This window comes from Dongia sp., from assembly GCF_041918875.1.
GTDB lineage: Bacteria > Pseudomonadota > Alphaproteobacteria > Dongiales > Dongiaceae > Dongia.
On sequence record NZ_JAYRUV010000006.1, the window covers coordinates 30,462 to 50,243 of the forward strand.

The 19,782-nt window shown below is 62.0% G+C and carries 20 protein-coding genes; 8 read left to right on the top strand and 12 right to left on the bottom strand.

Annotated elements, in window-relative coordinates:
- The first annotated feature begins 3 nt into the window (after positions 1-3).
- Positions 4-165: a hypothetical protein gene (locus ACE3TY_RS07905; RefSeq protein ID WP_374652483.1), complete on the top strand. Its 162-nt coding sequence runs from the start codon at positions 4-6 to the stop codon at positions 163-165.
- Positions 166-269: 104 nt separating this feature from the next.
- Complete coding sequence (locus tag ACE3TY_RS07910) at positions 270-2,363, top strand: methyl-accepting chemotaxis protein (RefSeq protein WP_374652484.1); 2,094 nt, start codon at positions 270-272, stop codon at positions 2,361-2,363.
- Between the two features lie 77 nt (positions 2,364-2,440).
- Here ACE3TY_RS07910 and ACE3TY_RS07915 read toward each other — a convergent pair whose 3' ends face one another.
- The 4 genes from ACE3TY_RS07915 to ACE3TY_RS07930 all read right to left on the bottom strand — a co-directional run bounded on the left by ACE3TY_RS07915 (position 2,441) and on the right by ACE3TY_RS07930 (position 7,023).
- The gene (locus ACE3TY_RS07915) at positions 2,441-3,238 is read right to left on the bottom strand and encodes a xanthine dehydrogenase family protein subunit M (RefSeq protein ID WP_374652485.1); all 798 of its coding nucleotides are present in this window, start codon (positions 3,236-3,238) and stop codon (positions 2,441-2,443) included.
- A gap of 12 nt (positions 3,239-3,250) precedes the next feature.
- Entirely contained in the window at positions 3,251-5,638 is a 2,388-nt protein-coding gene (locus tag ACE3TY_RS07920; RefSeq protein WP_374652486.1) for a xanthine dehydrogenase family protein molybdopterin-binding subunit, read from the bottom strand.
- 3 nt (positions 5,639-5,641) lie between these two features.
- Positions 5,642-6,121 (bottom strand): (2Fe-2S)-binding protein, encoded by a 480-nt coding sequence (locus ACE3TY_RS07925; protein ID WP_374652487.1) that lies wholly within the window; start codon positions 6,119-6,121, stop codon positions 5,642-5,644.
- A 287-nt stretch (positions 6,122-6,408) separates the two neighbouring features.
- Complete coding sequence (locus ACE3TY_RS07930; RefSeq protein ID WP_374652488.1) at positions 6,409-7,023, bottom strand: carbon monoxide dehydrogenase subunit G; 615 nt, start codon at positions 7,021-7,023, stop codon at positions 6,409-6,411.
- Between the two features lie 148 nt (positions 7,024-7,171).
- On the opposite strand from ACE3TY_RS07930, the gene ACE3TY_RS07935 reads away from it, so the two are divergent.
- The gene (locus tag ACE3TY_RS07935; protein WP_374652489.1) at positions 7,172-7,636 is read left to right on the top strand and encodes a DUF192 domain-containing protein; all 465 of its coding nucleotides are present in this window, start codon (positions 7,172-7,174) and stop codon (positions 7,634-7,636) included.
- A 2-nt stretch (positions 7,637-7,638) separates the two neighbouring features.
- On the opposite strand, the gene ACE3TY_RS07940 is transcribed toward ACE3TY_RS07935, so the two are convergent.
- From ACE3TY_RS07940 to ACE3TY_RS07960, 5 genes are all read right to left on the bottom strand, one after another.
- A complete protein-coding gene (locus ACE3TY_RS07940) occupies positions 7,639-8,298 on the bottom strand; it encodes an O-methyltransferase (protein ID WP_374652490.1) in 660 nt (219 codons plus the stop codon).
- A gap of 7 nt (positions 8,299-8,305) precedes the next feature.
- Positions 8,306-8,536, bottom strand: a complete 231-nt coding sequence (locus ACE3TY_RS07945) for a hypothetical protein (RefSeq protein ID WP_374652491.1) — start codon at positions 8,534-8,536, stop codon at positions 8,306-8,308.
- A gap of 144 nt (positions 8,537-8,680) precedes the next feature.
- Entirely contained in the window at positions 8,681-10,063 is a 1,383-nt protein-coding gene (locus tag ACE3TY_RS07950; protein WP_374652492.1) for a glutamine synthetase family protein, read from the bottom strand.
- A gap of 32 nt (positions 10,064-10,095) precedes the next feature.
- Complete coding sequence (locus ACE3TY_RS07955; RefSeq protein ID WP_374652493.1) at positions 10,096-11,460, bottom strand: aspartate aminotransferase family protein; 1,365 nt, start codon at positions 11,458-11,460, stop codon at positions 10,096-10,098.
- A 149-nt stretch (positions 11,461-11,609) separates the two neighbouring features.
- The gene (locus ACE3TY_RS07960) at positions 11,610-12,692 is read right to left on the bottom strand and encodes a magnesium transporter CorA family protein (RefSeq protein WP_374652494.1); all 1,083 of its coding nucleotides are present in this window, start codon (positions 12,690-12,692) and stop codon (positions 11,610-11,612) included.
- A 290-nt stretch (positions 12,693-12,982) separates the two neighbouring features.
- On the opposite strand from ACE3TY_RS07960, the gene ACE3TY_RS07965 reads away from it, so the two are divergent.
- The gene (locus ACE3TY_RS07965) at positions 12,983-13,759 is read left to right on the top strand and encodes an SDR family NAD(P)-dependent oxidoreductase (RefSeq protein WP_374652495.1); all 777 of its coding nucleotides are present in this window, start codon (positions 12,983-12,985) and stop codon (positions 13,757-13,759) included.
- On the opposite strand, the gene ACE3TY_RS07970 is transcribed toward ACE3TY_RS07965, so the two are convergent.
- Positions 13,753-14,208 (bottom strand): Lrp/AsnC family transcriptional regulator, encoded by a 456-nt coding sequence (locus tag ACE3TY_RS07970; RefSeq protein WP_374652496.1) that lies wholly within the window; start codon positions 14,206-14,208, stop codon positions 13,753-13,755. The two genes, ACE3TY_RS07965 and ACE3TY_RS07970, sit on opposite strands and share 7 nt — an antisense overlap.
- Before the next feature lie 116 nt (positions 14,209-14,324).
- On the opposite strand from ACE3TY_RS07970, the gene ACE3TY_RS07975 reads away from it, so the two are divergent.
- On the top strand, positions 14,325-15,491 hold the full coding sequence (locus ACE3TY_RS07975; protein ID WP_374652497.1) for an MFS transporter: 1,167 nt from the start codon (positions 14,325-14,327) through the stop codon (positions 15,489-15,491).
- Between the two features lie 8 nt (positions 15,492-15,499).
- Here the strand turns inward: ACE3TY_RS07975 and ACE3TY_RS07980 are convergent, their stop codons facing one another.
- Entirely contained in the window at positions 15,500-15,787 is a 288-nt protein-coding gene (locus ACE3TY_RS07980; RefSeq protein WP_374652498.1) for a DUF1330 domain-containing protein, read from the bottom strand.
- A gap of 152 nt (positions 15,788-15,939) precedes the next feature.
- On the opposite strand from ACE3TY_RS07980, the gene ACE3TY_RS07985 reads away from it, so the two are divergent.
- Genes ACE3TY_RS07985 through ACE3TY_RS07995 form a run of 3 tightly spaced genes read left to right on the top strand, consistent with a single transcriptional unit; the run spans position 15,940 to position 18,895 of the window.
- Positions 15,940-17,046 carry a type III polyketide synthase gene (locus ACE3TY_RS07985; protein WP_374652499.1) on the top strand — a complete coding sequence of 369 codons (1,107 nt, stop codon included), beginning with the start codon at positions 15,940-15,942 and terminating at the stop codon, positions 17,044-17,046.
- Positions 17,046-17,762, top strand: coding sequence for a methyltransferase domain-containing protein (locus ACE3TY_RS07990; protein WP_374652500.1), 717 nt, complete (start codon positions 17,046-17,048; stop codon positions 17,760-17,762). Before ACE3TY_RS07985 ends, ACE3TY_RS07990 begins: the two co-directional genes overlap by 1 nt.
- Positions 17,759-18,895: an NAD(P)/FAD-dependent oxidoreductase gene (locus ACE3TY_RS07995; RefSeq protein ID WP_374652662.1), complete on the top strand. Its 1,137-nt coding sequence runs from the start codon at positions 17,759-17,761 to the stop codon at positions 18,893-18,895. The genes ACE3TY_RS07990 and ACE3TY_RS07995 overlap by 4 nt, the downstream gene beginning before the upstream one ends.
- Here ACE3TY_RS07995 and ACE3TY_RS08000 read toward each other — a convergent pair.
- Positions 18,878-19,780, bottom strand: a complete 903-nt coding sequence (locus ACE3TY_RS08000; RefSeq protein ID WP_374652501.1) for a flagellin — start codon at positions 19,778-19,780, stop codon at positions 18,878-18,880. The two genes, ACE3TY_RS07995 and ACE3TY_RS08000, sit on opposite strands and share 18 nt — an antisense overlap.
- Positions 19,781-19,782 lie beyond the last annotated feature (2 nt).

The window sequence follows — 19,782 nt, forward strand, 5'->3', positions numbered from 1 at the left end:
CTCGTGGCGCAAGAGCGTGAGGCGCACCCCAACAATATGCTGATCAGCGCCGGCGATCTCACCGGCGCGAGTCCGATGCTCTCCGCCTTGCTGCGCGACTATCTTGAAAGCAGTGCTGGCGGCCTCAAATCCGCGCCGGCCGGGTGGGTCTGCCGGAAAGTCTGATCCCGGCCGCTCATTTTGCGAGCAGGGGGCGGCAGTTCACAACTTGTTAAGAATTCAGTCCGACTATTCCTCCCAATAAATTATATCTCCTGGGAGTGAAATCGATGAAAACCGGCAAATCCGCGGGTGGATCCTTGGCCGTCAAGATCCTGCTGCCTATCCTGGTCGCCCTGGTGGCGGGTCTTGCTTTGTCGACCTGGATTACCGTTTCGAACAGCGGTTCCACCGTTGGCGCCCTGAGCGGCAAACTCGGCACCGAGGTGGCAACCAATGCGGCGGTCAAGGTCGAGAATGTCATCTCCGGCGCCTTTGCCTCGGCGCGCGCCACGGCTGCGAACACGATCGGCCAGATCGAAGGCCAGTCGGCGAGCCGGGCCAGCATTCTGGCCTCCCTGCGCAAGCTGCTGGCGGACAATCCCGATCTGCTGGCAACCTGGGTGGCCTTCGAGCCCAATGCCTTCGATGGCAAGGATGCCGAATTCGTCAATACGGAGGGCCACGATGCCAGCGGCCGCTTCGTTCCCTATGTGGCCCGCGATGGCGAAGGTTCCAGCCTGACGGCCCTGACCGATTACGACAAGCCGGGCCTTGGCGACTATTACCTGCTGGCGCGGGACAGCGGCCAGGAGCAGTTCCTGGAGCCTTATCTCTATGGGGTCAACGGCAAGGATGTGCTGATAACCAGCGCCGCCGTGCCGATCGTCGTCGATGGCAAGGTGATCGGCGTCGCCGGCATCGATCTTCTGCTCGAGGGACTGAACGCCAAGCTCGCGGAAATGAAACCCTTCGAAACCGGCTCCGTCTCGCTCGTCTCGAATGGCGGCTTGTGGGCGGCCTATGGCAACGCCGAAGCCCTGGGCAAGCCGATCCAGGAGACATCGGCGACGCTGAGCGATGCGCTGGCCGCTATCAAGGCCGGCGAGAAGTTCCAATCGGAGGATTTCTCGGCCTCGCTCGATACGGATGTGAGCCGCATCTTCATGCCGGTCGTCACCGGGCTATCCTCGACCCGCTGGTCGGTGCTGGTGAACCTGCCGCAGGATAAGATGAAGGCGCCGGTCAACAGCCTGACCAACAGCGTCCTGATCGTCTCGGCAATCATCGTCGTCGTGCTGGGCATCATCATCGCCTTGCTGGTGCGCTATGTCGCAACCAAACCAATCCACGCGCTGACCGGTGCGGTTGAGGGGCTGGCGGGTGGCAATACGGCGCTGGAGGTGCCGCTGACGAAGCGGCGGGACGAACTCGGCGTCATGGCCCGCGCCATCGATTTCTTCAAGGAGAAGCTGATCGAAGTCGACCGGCTGCGCGACGAGCAGAAGGCATCGGAGCAACGCGCGGCAGAGGAGCGGCGCCGGACGATGCTGCAACTGGCCGACAGCTTCGAGCAGGCGATAAAGGGCGTGGTCGAGGGCGTTTCCTCGGCGGCGACCGAACTGCAATCGAATGCGAGCTCGCTGTCCGGCACCGCGGAGGAGGCGACACGCCAATCGACCGCCGTGGCAGCCGCAACCACCCAGGCTTCGGCCAACGTCACGACCGTGGCGGCGTCGGCGGAAGAGCTGTCATCCTCGATCACCGAGATCAGCCGGCAAGTCGCGGACAGCTCCAGCGTCGCGCGAACGGCGGTGGACGAAGCGGCCAAGACCGGCGAGACGGTGGAGAGTCTCGCCCAGGCGGCCGAGCGTATCGGCGGTATCGTGCAGCTCATCAACGACATCGCCAGCCAGACCAACCTGCTGGCCTTGAACGCCACCATCGAAGCGGCCCGTGCCGGTGAGGCCGGCAAGGGCTTCGCCGTCGTGGCGTCGGAGGTGAAGAACCTGGCGTCGCAAACGGCCAAGGCGACCGAGGATATTTCGGTCCAGATCGGCGGCATGCAGCAGGTGACCCGGAGCGCTGCCGAAGCGATGGGTCATATCCGTTCGACGATCGCCCGCATTAACGAAATCGCCTCCGGTATCGCCGCGGCTGTCGAGGAACAATCGGCGGCGACCAAGGAGATATCCAACAACGCACAACAGGCGGCCTCGGGTGTAGACGAAGTGGCGCGCAACATAGGCGGCGTCAATCAGGCAGCCAATGAGGTCGGCGGTGCCGCCGGCGAAGTGCTGGGAGCATCCTCCGACCTGTCGCGCCAATCGGAGGCCCTACGGCGCGAAGTCGATTCCTTCATCGCCAAGATCCGCGCCGGCTGAACCTCTCGCGATCGCGACCAAAGAAAAAGGGCAGGATGGAGATCCTGCCCTTTCTCCTTTCGGTCGGAGGTAATCTTTTATTTGGCGGCAGCTACCGCGCGGCCGGCCAACACGCTCACCAGATGTGCCCGGTACTCGGCCGAACCGTGCAGGTCGCTGTTGAGATCGCTAGCTGCGACCTTGGCCCCCTTGGCGGCGTCGCCGCTGAAATTGGCACCGAGCGCCGCCTCGATTTCCTTGGGCCGGAAGACGCCTTCCTGGCCGGCGCCGGTCACGGCAACGCGCACGCCACTCTTGGTCTTGGCGACAAAGACACCGACCAGGGCAAAACGCGAGGCGGGCTGGACGAATTTCTCGTAGCTGGCCTTCTCGGGTTTCGGAAAATGGACGGCGGTGATGATCTCGCCATCTTCCAGCGCGGTCGAAAACATGCCTTGGAAGTAATCGTCGGCCTTGATCTCGCGCTTATTGGTGCGGACCGTGGCGTCCAGCCCCAGAACAGCCGCCGGATAATCCGCCGCCGGGTCGTTATTGGCGAGCGAGCCGCCAATCGTGCCCCGATGCCGGACCTGCCGGTCGCCGATATGGCTGGCGAGGTGGGCGAGGGCGGGTATGGTCCCCTGGACGATCGCCGATGAAGCCACTTCGGCATGGGTCGTCATGGCGCCAATGGTGATGCCGTCACCCTCTGCCTTGATCCCCTTCAGATCGGCAATGGCACCGAGATCGATGAGATCGCTGGGTTCCGCCAGGCGCTGGCGCAATGTCGGCAACAAGGTCTGGCCGCCGGCGACGATCTTGCCATCGCCGGCCGAACCCAATGCCTTCACCGCATCGGCGACGGAAGCGGGGCGATGGAATGCGAAATTATGCATGGACTCTCTCCCTTATTCCGCTGCTTTGGCTTTGCCTGCCGACTGGATCGCCTGCCACACCTTATGCGGTGTCGCCGGCATTGAGATGTCGGTAACGCCGGCCGGCAGCAATGCGTCGAGCACGGCATTGATGACTGCCGGCGGCGAGCCGATGGCACCCACTTCGCCGACCCCCTTCGACCCCAGCGGATTGTGCGTGCACATGGTGGCGTGATTGGCGACGGTGATGCTGGGCACGTCATCGGCGCGCGGCATCGTATAGTCCATGTAGGAGCCGGTCAGGAGCTGGCCGGTTTCCGGGTCATAGGCGCAGTTTTCGAGCAACGCCTGACCGATACCCTGGACGACACCGCCATGCACCTGGCCTTCGACGATCATCGGATTGATGACGCGACCGATATCGTCGACCGCCGTGAAGTTCAGTACCTGGGTGACGCCGGTTTCGGGGTCGATCTCGACTTCGCAGATATGCGTGCCGCCCGGATAGGTGAAGTTCAGCGGATCGTAGAAGGCCGTTTCTTCGAGGCCCGGCTCGAGTTCGGTGATCGGGTAGTTGTGCGGCACATAGGCCGTCAGCGCTACCTGGCCGAAGCTCACTTTTTTGTCGGTGCCCTTCACCGTGAATTCGCCGTTCTTGAAATCGATGTCGGCAACGGACGCTTCCATCAGATGGGCGGCGATGCGCTTGGCTTTGGCGATGATCTTGTCCATCGCCTTGACGATGGCCGAACCGCCGACGGCCAGCGAGCGTGAGCCATAGGTCCCCATGCCGAAGGGGATCTTGTTGGTGTCGCCATGGCTGACCTCGACACTCTCGAACGGCACGCCGAGCGTATCCGAGACCAACTGGGCGAAGGTCGTTTCATGCCCCTGGCCGTGGCTGTGCGTACCGGTAAAGACCGTCACCGAGCCGGTCGGATGCACACGGACCTGGCCGCATTCATAGAGACCGGCACGAGCGCCAAGGGAACCGACCACAGCCGATGGAGCAATGCCGCAAGCCTCGAGATAGGTCGAGATGCCTATACCGCGCAACTTGCCGCGCTTCCTGGCTTCCGCGCGACGTGCTTCAAACCCGCTCCAATCGCCGAGCTTCAATGCGATGTCCAGGGTCGAGTCATAATCGCCGCTGTCATATTGCAAAGCGACCGGCGTCTGGTAGGGGAAGGCGTTCTTCGGAATGAAGTTGCGCCGGCGCAATTCCACCCGGTCGATACCGGTCTCGCGTGCCGCCTTTTCGACCAGGCGTTCCAGCAGATAAGTCGTCTCCGGACGGCCGGCACCACGATAGGCATCGACGGCGACGGTGTTGGTGAAGACGGCTTTCACTTCGGCATAGATGGCCGGCGTGGTGTAAACACCGGCCAGCAAAGTCGCCGACAGATAGGTCGGGACACAAGGCGCAAAGGTCGAGAGATAGGCGCCCATATTTGCCTTGGTTGCGACACGCAGGCCGATGAACTTGCCATCCTTGTCGAGGGCAAGTTCGGCATGGCTCGAATGGTCGCGGCCCTGGGCGTCGGAGACGAAGGCCTCCGAGCGGTCGGAGGTCCACTTGATCGGCCGGCGCACCTTTTCCGAGGCCCAGGTGACCAGCGCCTCTTCCGAATAATGGAAGATCTTGGAGCCGAAGCCGCCACCGACATCCGGCGCCACGACGCGGAGCTTGTGCTCAGGGATCTGCAGCACGAAAGCGCCCATCAGCAGGCGGATAACGTGGGGATTCTGGCTGGTGGTGTAGAGCGTATACTCGCCGGTCGCCCGATCGAACTCGCCGACTGCCGCGCGCGGCTCCATCGCGTTCGGCGCCAGGCGCTGGTTGATGAGATCGATCTTGGTGACGTGATGGGCTTTTGCAAAGGCCGCGTCGACCGCCGCCTTGTCGCCGATATGCCAATCGAAGCAGGTATTGTTCTTGGCATCTGGCCAGACCTGGGCGGCCTCGGGCTTGTCGGCATCGGCCGTCGAGACGATCGCTTTCAGTTCCTTATAGGTGACGTCGACCGCTTCGGCCGCATCGCGCGCCTGGGCGAGGTTTTCGGCGATGATAAGGGCGACCTGGTCGCCAACATGGCGGACGCGGTCCTTGCACAGCGGGAAGTGCGGCGGCTCGACCATCGGGCTGCCGTCCTTGCTGTGAATCTGCCAGCCGCAAGGGACGCCGCCCTTGTCGTAATCGGCGCCGGTGAAGATGGCGACCACGCCCGGCATGCCCTTGGCCTTCGCCGTGTCGATCTTGACGATTTCGGCGTGAGCGTGCGGCGAGCGCAGGATATAGGCGTAGGTCTGGCCCGGGCGGTTGATATCGTCGGTATAATTGCCGCGACCGGTGAGAAAGCGGAAATCTTCTTTCCGTTTGGGCGAAGCGCCGATGCCGGTAGCCGGTGCTGAATCAGCCATGGCTTATCTCCCTTTCCCCGATTGCATCGCGTCGGCGCCGGCCTTCACGGCCTTGACGATGTTGTGATAGCCGGTGCAGCGGCAGATGTTGCCTTCGAGGCCCGCGCGAATCTCGCCTTCGCTGAGATTGGCTTTGCCCTGCACGAGGTCGATGGCGCTCATCACCATGCCGGGGGTGCAGAAGCCGCACTGCAGGCCGTGATTGTCGCGAAAGGCTTCCTGCATCGGGTGCAGCGTATCGCCGGTGGCGAGGCCTTCGATGGTGGTCACTTGTGCGCCGTCGAGCTGGAGCGCCAGAACGTTGCACGACTTTACGGCCTTGCCGTTCACATGCACGGTACAGGCACCGCATTGCGCGGTGTCGCACCCGACATGCGTGCCGGTAAGGGCCAATGTATCGCGCAGAAAATGAACGAGCAATGTGCGCGCTTCGACATCCGCCGAAACAGCTTTGCCGTTCACCGTCATCTTAACGGTGGGCATACGATCCTCCCTGAGTTGCCGTGGCTTGACGCCGCTAGCTGCCTTTGAATTCCGACCGGGCTTGCCCTGAATCAAGCGCCGGTGCACCAAGATCGATGACCGAATTAAGCTTGTCCGACGAATTGAATGTCAAGGTGAGAATGTGTCTCGCACGACACGATGCCTTGCAGTACAGGCGTGCAACGCCGCCTTCGGAGATAGCTGCCTAAATATTGACCAATATTGCGATGCGTCACATGCTCGTCATGTGCGCGATTACGACTTTCGTCTAGGTCGTTTCGCGTCGGCTATCTCTTGGCGAAGTAGTAAAGAATTCCGCCGACGACGGCGACCAGCCCGGTGATCCAGATCGCGGGGTGGAGCCCTTTTTGCTTGGGGCCGCCTGGCGTGGCGATACCAGTCGTTTCCGACACCATCCCGGACACGCCCGCCGCCGCTTCACCTTCGGCCGCGACACCCGGTTGTGCCGTCACCGCCGCGGCGAAGGCGCTGAAGAAATCGTCGGCCATTTTCCTGGCCGTGCCTTCGATCAGGCGAGAGCCAATCTGGGCCAGCTTGCCGCCGATCTGGGCGCCGGCGGAGTATTTGAGGATCGTGCCGCCATTGCCGTCATCGGCCAGCGCGACTTTGGCGCTGCCCTTGGCAAAGCCCGCCGCGCCGCCCTGTCCTTCGCCTGTGATCGTATAGCCATTGGGCGGATCGATATCCGAAAGGGTAATGCGCCCGCCGAACTTGGCCTTCACGGGGCCCACTTTGGCCACGACGGTCGCCGTAAAGCCGTCGCCGTCGCGCACCAGTTCCTCGCAGCCGGCGATGGCGCTTTTCAGGACATCGGGGTCGTTGAGAGCCGTCCATACGACGGTCCTGGGCGCCTTGATCGGGTATTCGCCGGATATTTCCATGACAGTTTCTCCTCCCTCTTTTGGCTAAAATAGACGCCGCGGGATCGCCTATTGTCAACGCCGGGTTCGGTGGCTGCGTTCTTGACGCTGCCTTTGGCGGCTGGTCATCTGCGGCAGGTCCATCTTCACATCGTTTGGCGAGGCATCATTGTTTCTGACACGCTTGCTACAAACGGTAGCGCTTTGCTGCCTGCTCTGCCTTGGCGCTGCCGCTTCCGCACAGGAAAAAGTACCGATCCTCATTCATACCGGTGGCAGCATCTACAAATTCGCGGCCGAAATCGCGGATACGGCGGAGGAACGGGCCCAAGGCCTGATGTTCCGGGAGCATCTGGCGCCAAATGAAGGCATGTTGTTTCTCTATCCAGCCGCCAAGCCGGTGTCTTTCTGGATGAAGAACACGCCACTCCATCTCGACATGCTGTTCATCGATGCCGACGGGCGGATCATCAATGTGGCGGCGATGGCCAAACCTTTCGACACCAGCCCGGTCAGTTCGGAAGGGCCGGCAATCGCCGTTCTGGAGATTCTGGGGGGATCGGCGGGCCAACTCGGCATCAGTGCAGGCGACAGGGTGGAGTGGCCGTCACCGGACACGCCGCCCACCCCTTGAGCCTAGCGCTTACGGGCGACAGTCAGACCGTCGGCAATCGGCAGCAGGCAGAAATCGACCCGCCGGTCGGACGCAATATGACGGTTGAGGTCGCGCAGGATGATCGTCTCTGCGTCGTTGGCCTTCGGGTCGGCGACATCGCCACCCCAAAGGACATTGTCGATGAGGATGGCGCCGCCCGGGCGCAACAGGTCCAGAACCGCCTCGTAATAGGCCGGATAGCTGGTCTTGTCGGCATCGATGAAGGCCAGGTCGAACGTGCCGGCTGCCGATTTGCGTAAGGCGGCCAGCGTGTCGAGTGCCGGTCCCAGGCGCAGGTCGACTTTGTCCTCGACACCCGCTTTCGCCCAATAGCGGCGGGCGACATCGGTATATTCCTTGCTGATATCGCAGCAGACGAGCTTGCCGTCCGCAGGCAGCGCGCGCGCCACCGAGAGGCTGGAATAGCCGGTGAAGGTGCCGATCTCGATCGCCCGTTTCACGCCCATGAGCTGAGTGAGCAATGCCATGAACTGGCCCTGTTCCGGCGAAATCTGCATCACGCTGGCCGGCAGTTTGCCGGTTTCTTCCCGCAGTGCCTGCAACAGCGGATCGTCGCGGAAGCCGAATTTAAGGATATAGTCGTAGAGCTGACGGGTAACCTGGAGCGGTTCCTTGCTCATGGACTGGTCAGGCGCCCCGATTGGGCAGCCGGATATACTGGATGCCCGATTCCAGCGAGCTCTGCGCCACGGTCTTGCGCCGCGACTGATCCTGCACGCAGAAGATATGTGCGTAGGGCGTGCCGTCGATACCGTTGAAGACGGAGGCAACTTCCCAGGTAATGAGATTGGTATCCGCCGAACGGTAGCGGGCGCCGACCGTGACGCGGTTGTCTTTCTTGGAACTGAAAAGGCCCATGTCTTAAGCGCTCGTCTGGCAGCGTTCTTTCAAGATCGGCTATGACCTTGATTCGGTACGGGAACGTAGCATCTGAACCGGACTCGAACAAGCGCGGCCCGAAAGGCCGGGCTGGACCTTCGCCGCGCCTGTCGGACCCCGGTATCAGGCGTTGCGTAAATACCACGCATAGTCGAGCTCGGTTACCCGTGCGTTGAACCGATCATATTCCGCCTGTTTGACCGAGCGGAAAACGTGATGGAAGCGTTCCCCGAAATACTCTTTCATCCGGGCCGAGCTGCCGAACAGGTCGATGGCCGCCTGCCAATTGGTCGGCAGGGTCAGGCCCATTTCCTGGGCCTTGGCATAGCCGTTGCCTTCGATCGGTGCGCCGGGGTCGAGCTTCTGCTTAAGGCCCCAGTGGATCGCCGCCAGCATGGCGGCGACGGCCAGATAAGGGTTGGCATCCGCGCCGCAGATCCGATGTTCGATATGGCGTGACTTGGCCGGGCCGGCGGGCACGCGGAAGCTGACGGTCCGGTTGTTGATACCCCAGGTGGGAGCCACCGGGGCGTAGGAATTGGCCCGGAAACGCCTATAGGAATTGGCATTCGGGGCGAAAACGGCCATCGATTCGTTGAGCAACGCCTGCATGCCGCCAACGGCCTGGCGCAGAAGCGGGCTGCCGGCGGGATCGTCACTGGCAAAGGCATTGCTGCCGTCCGGGTTGGTAAGGCTCACATGGAGATGCATGCCGGACCCAGCGATGTCACTGTGCGGCTTGGCCATGAAAGTGGCCTCGAAGCCATGGCGGACGGCAACCCCCTTCACCAGACGCTTGTATTTGACGGCCTCGTCGCAGGCCTGGAGCGCGTCGGCGCGATGGCGCAGGCCCAGTTCCAACTGGCCCGGCGCATATTCCGAGATGGCGGATTCCAGCGGCAGGCCGATCTGCTCGCCCATGGCGTAGACATCGCGGAAGAAGGGCTCGAAATCATCGAGTTCGCGCAGGCCGTAGACCTGGATATCCCAAGGCCGGTTGCCGGTAACGCTCGAGACCGGCGGCTGCTTGGTGCCGTCGGGCCGGGATTGGCGGTCGACCAGATAGAATTCCATTTCGCAGGCGACGACCGGCGTCAGGTTGAATTCCTTGAAGCGGTCGATCACGGACTGCAGCACATGGCGCGGGTCGACATCGCAGGGACTGTGGTCGATCTCGTAGACCGACAACAGCAACTGCGCGAAATCGGCACCCAGCCAAGGCGCGAGCGTGAGGCCGCCCGGCGCCGGTTTGCCGAGGCGGTCGGCGTCGCCGTCGGCCCAGACGAGGCCGGATTCCTCGACATCCTCGCCGGTAATATCCAGTGCCAGCATGGTTCCGGGCAGGAAGCGGGCATATTCGTAGATCGGCTTGAGGTCATGGCGCAGCAGGTTCTTGCCGCGTGGCACGCCGGACTGATTGGTGAAGAAGATTTGGACGAACTTCACCTCGGGATGCGCGGCGAGGAAGGCATCGCACTCGGCGATGCTGGCAACTTTGGAACTCATATTAACCCCCAAATAGAGATTTGCGGCGCCGTTCAGGCGGCCAATTCATCCAGGCACTGGCCGATGGTCGCGACCAGCCGATCCACTTGCGCCGTGGTCGTTACCGGACTGACCAGCGTCATGTTGTGGAAAGGTGCGATCAGCAGACCACGGTTGAGCAGGTAAAGATGCACGGCGAGCTCGACCGGGCCATGCATCGCCGCCTGCGCCTCGGTGCCATTGCGTGGCCGGTCCGGCGCGCAGACGAATTCAGCGCGGGCACCGACATTCGACACGTGCCAAGGGATGTTGCGCTTCTTTATTTCGCCCTCGATCCCACGCGCGAGCTTTTCCGACAATGGCAACATGTGCTGGTAGGCAGCAGGCGTCATGACCTGCTCGAGATTGGCGCGCATCGCCTTGAACTGCAGGGCATTGGCCGACAGAGTCGTACCCATGCCACTGTAACCTGGCCCGGCCTCCTTCTCCGCCGCGCGCATGCGTTCAGCGATCGCGGCGGTGCAGCCGAAGACGGCCGTCGGCAGGCCACCGGCCACGGGTTTGCCTAAAGTGAGGAAGTCCGGCTTCAGATTGTGCGAGCGCGTGTAACCGCCGTAACCGGCCGAAATGGTATGCGTCTCGTCGATAACCAAGAGCGTCTCGGTCTTGCGGCAGAGTTCCTGCAGTGCGTCGAGGAAACCCGGCTGCGGCAGCACCATGCCGATATTGGTCAGCGCCGGTTCGGTGATGACACAGGCGACATCGCGGTCCTTGAGCGCTGCCTCCAGTGCCGCCACATCGTTGAACTCGACCACCTTGGTATGGGTGGTGAGGTCATAGACCTGGCCGATGAGGCCCGGGCGGTGGATTGCTTTGCCGTTCTTGAGGCGCACGAAGGTATCGTCGACGGCACCGTGATAGGCGCCGTGAAAGACCAGAACCTTGGTGCGCTTGGTGATGGCGCGGCACCAGCGGATCACGAAGCGGTTCGAATCGGTGGCGGTCGTCGTTACCTGCCAGAAGGGCAGGCCGAACATCCGCTCAAGCAGCTTGCCCACCGCAATGATGTCCTCGGTCGGCAGCATGTAGGTGAGGCCGTGCGAAGACTGCGCGGCGATCGCCTTGGCGACCGGTTCCGGCGAGTGACCGAACATGGACCCGGTGTCGCCCAGACAGAAATCGTCGTAAGTGTGGCCGTCGACGTCGGTGAGTGTGGCGCCCTTGGCATCGGCGACAAAGAGAGGGAAGGGGGTCGACCAATCCAGCATCCAGTGATGCGGAACGCCCTTGATCCAGTTGGCGCGGGCATCGACGCCCAGCTTCTGCGAGATCGGGTTGGATTGGATGTAGCGGTCGGTTTCTCGCTTTGTCATCGCCTCGACTTGCGCCTTCGGCAAGCCGGCTTCCGATAATTCCATGATGCGTGCACTCTGTCCTTCTGCTGCGGCCGCCTTGGGGCCAGGAAGGCGCCATTGATAGCGACTGCCCCGGGGGAATAGCAAGGGGGTGGCAGAAAGAGCCCTTAAGTCCTTGAGGCGAAAGACCTGCTGCAGTGCCGCGAAAATGTCTACAGCCAGCCGCGCTTGCGGAAATACCAGAAGGGCAGCACGGCCGACAGCACCATCAAACCGATAGCCACCAGATAGCCGTGCTGCCAGTGCAGCTCCGGCATGAACTCGAAATTCATGCCGTAGATGCTGGCGATCAAGGTCGGCGGCAGGAAGGCCACCGCCGCCACCGTGAAGATTTTGATGATGGCGTTCTGCTCGATATTGATGAGGCCGAGCGTGGCGTCGAGCAGGAAGTTGATCTTGCCGGCGAGGAATGTTGCGTGATCGGCGATCGATGCAATGTCGCGCGACAGCGTCTTGATGCGCTGCTTGGCATCCTTCTTCATACTGTTCTGCGCATTGAGGAAGAGAACGATGCGGCTCAATCCCAGCAGGCTTTCGCGTGCCTTGGTGGCGAGATCGCCATTGCGTCCGATCCGGCGCAGCACATCCTGCAGGCTGCCGCCCTTCTGTCCGGCAACGCCTTTGCGCGGGCGCCGTTGCGCCCCCGGCTGCGCCTGCTTGGCAAAGATATCGCGCGAGACCTGCTCCATGTCCGCTGCCGCCAGTTCCAGCACGTCGGCCAGACGGTCGGCGATGCCTTCCAGCAAGCCCAGCAGGATTTGCTGGGGCCCGGCGGCCAGATGGACATGGCGCTGGGCCCGGCGCGCGAAAATCGAAAAGGGCAGGGGATCGACGAAGCGAACGGTAATCAGCGACGTGGGTGTCAGGATGAAGGTCACGGCGCCGCTCTCCGGATGTTCGGTCGCTGCCTTGTGCAATACAGGCGCCGTCATGACGAGGCTGTCGCCTTCATCGTAGATGCGGCTGCTGACCTCTATCTCCTGCATTTCTTCACGGGTCGGCACCTCGATCCCGAAAGCTGCCTCGACTGCCTGGATTTCCGTCGCGCTGGGTTCCAGCAGGTCAACCCAGATGGACTCGCGAGGTAGCGTTTCTGCGGCGTGGTCCGCCGCCGCTTGCAGCCGACTGGGCAGGATGTCGGCGGCCGGGACATTGGCGACGACGGCGCGGGTCTCCAGCCCACTCACGATGAGCTTGTTGAGCGAACCTTCCTGATGAACATAGGCGGTGATCATGCCTGCCTCCTGGGGTAAACGAAAATGACGTTCGACCCGAAGGCATCGGCAAAAACAGGTGCTAGAAATGGCCTGTGTTTGCGGATGAGACCGGGTCGCTGGCGGTGCGGGAGCCCGTACTGGGAGGCTCCGCAGGGTTGGATTGTGCCCGGTTCATGTTACGATTCCTTGCCGTGGCGGACGCTTTTGGCGCAGCCCGTTGTCGCGTTCGTAGGACTGCCCGGTTGGCCTGTCAAATGAAAAGGCGGACCGCTAGAATTCCGCCTGGACTGAAACCTGAGGAGGCGGAATTGAAGGGACGGATCGCACTGATCACCGGGGCCGGCGGCGCCGATGGGATCGGCTTTGCCACGGCACGCGCTTTGGCTGAAGCTGGCGCCCGCGTGGCGATCACGTCTACCACCGCTCGCATCAAGGAGAGGCTGCGCGAGCTGGGCGGCAAGGGGGCGCATATTGCCCTGATGGCGGACCTGACCGATCCGGATGCAGTCGCGGGCCTCATTGCCGAGGTGAACGCCAAGCTCGGCAAGATCGATATTCTCGTCAACAATGCCGGGATGATCCAGACCGGCAAGCGCGAGCGGGCACGCCTCTTTCACCAGATCGCGCCGGACGAATGGCTGCGGACGATGGATATCAACCTCAATACCTGCTTCCACGTGACGCGCGCCGTGATCCCGCAAATGCTCAAGCGGAAATATGGCCGTATCGTCAATGTCGCGTCGGTGACCGGACCGCTCGTCACCAATCCGCGGAGTGCCGGATATTCGGCGGCGAAGGCAGCCATGGTCGGCCTTACGCGGGCATTGGCCATTGAAGTTGCCGACAAGAACGTCACCGTGAACGCCGTCGCGCCGGGCTGGATCGAAACCGGGTCGTCGTCCAGATCTGAAGTCATTGCCGGGCGCAACTCTCCGGCGAAACGCCCTGGCCGTCCATCGGAAGTGGCTGCCGCGGCGGCATTCCTGGCAAGTGAAGGCGCATCCTATGTGACGGGCCAGATGCTCGTGGTCGATGGCGGCAACACGATTCAGGAGTTTAAAGGGCGCGAGGCGGACTACTACTGAACACCCAGCAGTTCGGTCCGCGCGTTGCGCTCGAGGTAGGTGTTGAGGGCGATATAGGATCGCGTCCCCTTGATGCCGGGCACGCCGTAGATCCGTTTCAACAGTTCCTCCAGCGCGCGCGTGCTTTCGCAGCGGACTTTCAGGATCATGCAGGTGTCGCCAGCCACGGCATGGATTTCTTCGACGCGTGGATCGTCCTGCAGGGCCATCAATTCCGGAGTCTTGCCCCAACCTTCGCTGTTCACATGGACGAAGGCAAGCAGAGGGCGCCCGATCGCCTCCCCGTCGATGGCGATCGTGGTCCGCTTGATCACGCCTTGCGCCTTCAATTTCTTCACCCGCTCGAAGACAGACGGGGCGGACAGGCCGAGCTTTTCGCCGAGGTCGCGGTAGGCGGCCCCGGCATCTTCGGACAGAAGGGCTAACAGCTTTCGGTCTGTCGCATCCATATGGCAGGGCTTTCTAATTTGGTTCGGCCAAGAAAATTTTGTGTATTCGGTAATTGCCATTATATGGCTAACTTGGTACGGAGATATAGGTAATCGTAGGAAGAAAATTCATTAAAATGTCGCAGCGGTCGATTTCCGAGAACACCGCCCTGACAATCCTGATGGTCGCGATCGCCGCTGTGGGGATACAGGCGTTGATGCTGTCGCCTCTGCTGCCGGACATCGCAGCGGCGTTGCTGGCAACACCGCGGGAGATCGGCTTTGCGACCGGTGCCTACGGCATCGGCGTGGCGACGGCGGCCTTGTTGGCCGCGCCGAAGCTGGGCCAGTGGCGCAAGGCCAGCGCGATCCGCACTGCTTTCGGTACCATGGGGTGTGGGCTGGCACTGTGCGGCCTGGCATGGGATTGGCGTCTGCTTGTAATCGGCCAGGCCGTGACGGGCCTCTCCGCCGGCATCATCCTGCCTGCCATCTATGGGCTGGCAGCGGAACTATCGGCGCCCGAACGGCGCTCACGCGCCATCGGCAAGGTTATTTTCGGCTGGTCGGTGGCCATGGTCGGCGGCATTCCGCTGGCGGCTTTCCTCTCCGACCTCATCGACTGGCGCAGTACATTCGCGCTGATGACCGCCATCTGCGCCGCCATGGTGGTTCTGATCGGGGTGCTGCCACGCGGCAGCGGTACGATTGCGGCGGAACGGGTCGCCTATGCGCGCGTGTTTGAAGTGCCGGGCATGAAGCTTTGCTTCGTGGCCACTTTTGCCTACATGATCGGCTTCTATCAGACGTATACCTTTGTCGGCGACCATGTCCGGCACCTGCATCACGCCGGTGCCTGGCTGGGCGGTGCGCTGGCCTGCTCCTACGGTGTTGGTTTCGGCGCCGCAGTGCTCGGCAATGCCTGGCTGGATCGCATGGGACCGGTGCGGCTGATGGCGCTGTCGCTTTTCCTGGTCGGCATCAACTATCTGATCCTACCCTATGCGGTTCTGGCGATATGGTCGATCTTGGCTTTTCCCTTCATCTGGGGTTTTGCCAACCATATCTGCATGAACGTGCTGGTCAGCTTCATTGGCTCGGCACCGGCGAGTGCGCGCAGTACGGCAATGGGGCTGTTCTCCTTCATCACTTATGTGGCGGTCGGCCTCGGTGGCGCTGTTTTTGGCAGCGTCTATACCCATGCTGGATTCGGTGCAGTTTCATATTCAGCGACCGCGACCTTGTGGATCGCGGCGCTCGCCGTCGCTCTCCTGCTCAGGCGTCAGGTCGCGTCCGCCCTCTAGTTCCCGCCCTATATTCCATCGGCGACGATAAACTGACAGCGTGTGGATTGCAGGCGATAAGGTAGGATACGCTGGTATTCCGGCGAGTTGTACCAATCCTCGGCCGCCTTGCGGCTGGGAAATTCCAGCATGGCTATGCGCTCGAACGGCATTTCGCCCTCCAGTGCGGTGAATTTCCCGCCACGGACCAGGAATTTCCCACCAAAGGCCTCGATCGTCGGGATGACCTGCGAGCGGTAGATATCGAAAGTCGCAGGATCGTCGACATGTTCGTAGACAATGCAATAGGCAACCATGTGATCCTCTATTGTCTGGTCTTAACCCTCTGCGTTCAGGCCCCGATCACGAAGCTGTGAACCAATTCACGCGATCGGCGTTGATTTCCGTTTAAGTCTAGCGGGTAAATCAAAGATTGGCAGCCCCGTAACGCCTCCGATTTCGCAACCGTATGACAGAGCAGAGCGTGATCACCATGCACAAAGCCCATATCAACCGCATCGGCGTTGCCGTGCCGCCCCATGACGTCCACGCTGGCTTTATCGCCCATGCGCGCAGGATGCTGGCCGATCCGGGGCACGCACGCTTGTTCGACAGGGCAGCACAGCGCAGCGGCATCACCCACCGCTATTCCGCCCTGCCGATCGCCGCCCCGGGCGCTGCGTCCGTCGATGCTGACGATTTCTACCGGTTCGGCCAATTTCCAGGCACGGCGCGGCGGATGGAACTCTATGTTCAGCACGCCTTGGCGCTGGCTGAAGCTGCCATCGCAAAGCTGGAACTGGGTGCCGGCTTAGCTGGCATCACGCATTTGATCGTCGTCTCCTGCACCGGATTCAGCGCGCCGGGGCTGGATCTGCAGCTTGCCGGCCGGTTGCATCTTTCACCCGACGTCGAGCGTCAAATGATCGGCTTCATGGGTTGCTCGGCCGCTATTCCAGCGCTCCGGGCCGCTCATCATATCGTCCGCTCGCAATCCTCGGCGCGGGTGCTTGTCGTCAATGTCGAAATCTGTTCGCTGCACCTGCAGGAAACGGATGACCTAGAAGCGATGCTGTCTTTCCTCATTTTCGGCGACGGCTGCGCAGCGACGTTGATTTCGGCCGATGAGAGCGGCATGGTACTCGAAGATTTCCGCGCCGTCATCATTCCCGCCACGGAAGACCTCATCACCTGGAAGATCGGCGATCAGGGCTTCGACATGCATCTCTCGGGAAAGGTACCCGGCCGGATCGCGCAGGCGCTGCGGCAGGAGCGGGGGAGGGGAGACGCGGATGGAATCCTGAGGGGCGAGGGTACACAGACTGTCGATCTATGGGCGGTGCATGCCGGTGGCCGTTCCGTACTCGATGCGGTCGAATCCGGCCTTGCGCTGCCGGCCGCGGCGCTCGCCCATTCGCGTGCCATTCTCAATGATTTCGGCAACATGTCCTCGGCCACCATCATGTTCGTGCTGGAGCGGATACTGCGTCAGGCGAAGCAGGGCGGGCGCGGGATGGCAATGGCCTTCGGGCCGGGCATGGTCGCCGAAACCGCGCGCTTCACCATGGCGGCCTGATGTCCATGCAGTTCGCATGCCGCAATGATCTGAGCGAGCTGATGGATACGGAGCCGGTGAACGCCGAGGATTTCGCCATCTGCCTACGCGATCTTGCGACCGTCAACAAGCTGACACTTGCGCAGCGCCCGACTTTTTCATGGCTCAACCGTGTGGCGGAAACCTGGCCCAAGGGGCGGACTCTTTCGATCCTCGATGTCGGTTTCGGTCAGGGCGATATGCTGCGTGCCATATGGCGATGGGCACAGCGGCGCGGCATCGCGGTGCAACTCGCCGGCATCGATCTCAACCCGCTCAGTGAAGTCGCGGCAAGGCAGGCAACTCCTGCAGATATGCCGGTACAATTTACAACCGGCGACATCTTCTCCTTGTCTCCAGGTGACCGCTTCGATGTCATCATATCGTCGCTGGTGACGCATCATATGAGCGATGCGCAGATCGTCGACTTCCTGCGGCTGATGGACCGCCAGGCCGTTTGCGGCTGGTTTGTCAACGATCTTCATCGCCATCCGCTGCCATATCATCTGTTCCGCCTGTGGGCGGCGACGGCTGGATGGCATCGTTTCGTGCGCCATGACGGCCCCGTTTCCATTCTGCGGAGTTTCAGACGGGCCGATTGGGAGCGCTATATCGGCCTGGCAGGCGTCGAGGCGGACATCGTTTGGCATATGCCGTTCCGCTATGGAGTCGGACATTGCAAGGTCATGCCGGCATGAGGCGCGCTCGCGTCATCGTTGGGGGCGGCGTGGCTGGTGCCGCCGCCGCTTGCCTGCTCGCGCGTGCCGGCCGGTCCGTCACCCTGATCGAACGCGAGTCCGTAGCCAGGCATAAGGTCTGTGGCGAATTCCTAAGCGGCGCCGCGCAGAACTATCTGCAAATGCTCGGCCTCGATCTGATGGCGCTAGGCGCGGTCCCGATCGACCATGTCCGACTTGCCGCCGGAAGCAGAATGGTGTCGGCGGAATTGCCTTTCCGCGGCCTCAGCCTTCCGCGCGACACGCTCGACGAAGCCTTGCTGCGCCGAGCCATGGCGCTTGGGGCGGAAGTCATTCGCGGCCGGTGTGTGCGCGAAGTTGCTGCCGGCCATCCGCTCCGGATACTCACCAGCGATGCCGGCTTGGTCGTCGCCGACACCCTGTTCCTGGCCAGCGGGAAGCATGATCTGCGCGGCGCTGAGCGCGCAGCATCCCATGCGGGTCATGACCTGGTCGGATTGAAGACGTACCTCAGGCTCGCGTCAGCGCAAACCCAGGCATTGTCGGGTCATATCGAGCTTGCCATGTTCGATGGCGGCTATGCTGGACTCCAGCTCGTAGGTGAGGGGAGGGCGAACCTGTCCCTGCTGGTAAGTCGCGGGCGCTTCGCGAAGTCGGGAAAGGATTGGCCCAGGCTCATCGGCGAGCTGTGTGCCGAGAACGCCTTGCTGCACTGCCGCCTGCGCGGAGCGGAACCGGAACTTGAACGCCCGCTGGCGATTTTCCGCCTGCCGTTCGGATTTCGTCATCGCGATGCTGCCGGCAACGACAATATCTACCGCCTGGGCGATCAGATGGCCTGTACGCCGTCCTTTTCCGGTGACGGTATGTCGATCGCCCTGCACACGGCAACCCAGGCCGTGGAGGCGTATCTGGCGGGAGACACCGCGAAACAATATCACCGCCGAATGCGCGGCGCGCTTGCCGGTCAGTTCGCCTGCGGTCGCATATTGTCCGGCATGATCCGCGTGCCGTTCGGTCGACATCTGCTCATGACGGCGGCGGGAATGTCGCCACTGCTCCTGCCGGGGCTGGCACGTCTTACGCGCTTGCAGCCTCCCAAGGCGCCGATACGCTCAGAGATAGTCCAATAGGTTGATGGACTGCAACGCCTTCAGCACGCTGTAGGACGTCTCAAGCTGAAGCTCGGTAGCTGACAGCTTCGCCGTGATCTCAGCTACATCCACACTTTTGAGGTCGTCCACCAGCGAGTCGACGTAGAGCTGGAAGTCGACATTCCGGTCCATGGCGTCGTCGACACTGTTGGCAATACCGGAGAGGCGCGACTGCTCGACAGTGATCTCGTCGATGGCTTGGTCCAGCAGGTCATATGCGTCCTGCATCGTGTCGAGATCGGCAGGATCCTCGCTGGCCTGAGCCGCCAGGCTCAATGAGCGCATCAGTTTCTCGAAGCCGGAACCGCCGGCATTGGAGCTGTATTCGATCGTCAGGCCGGGCGCCGCCTCATAGCTGGCGCCACTCGCGCTGCCTTGATAGTAGCTGGTATCGATGGTAGCTGCATCGGTCGCGGCATAGCTGCCGATATCGACCGGTGCCGTTGTCAAGGCACTGCCGGCAAAGACATAGTAGCCATCGATATCGGTGTTCAGGAGCGATGCCACTTCGTCGAGATAGGCCATGGCCTGGACATTGGCGCCACTGATATCGTCCGTTGCGCCGGAAAGCAGGCTGGAAAGCCAGGTGCGGGCAGAGGTCGTGATGTCGACGATCGACGTCACCGCGCTATATGCGCCCTGCACGCGTGCAGCCACGATCGTGCCGCTGCTGACATATTGATCTGCCATTTTTAAATCGGTTTCGAGGCTGATGATCGTGCGCGAATCGGCGCCATAGCCATCGTAAGTGAGCGACTTGATCGATGTCGCTTCCTGCGTCTGCTCGGCGGCATAGCGCTTCTGCACCTCAAGCGCTTGAGAGATGAAGAGGCGCTGCTGGTTGAAGGTCGAAATCCGATCCATAT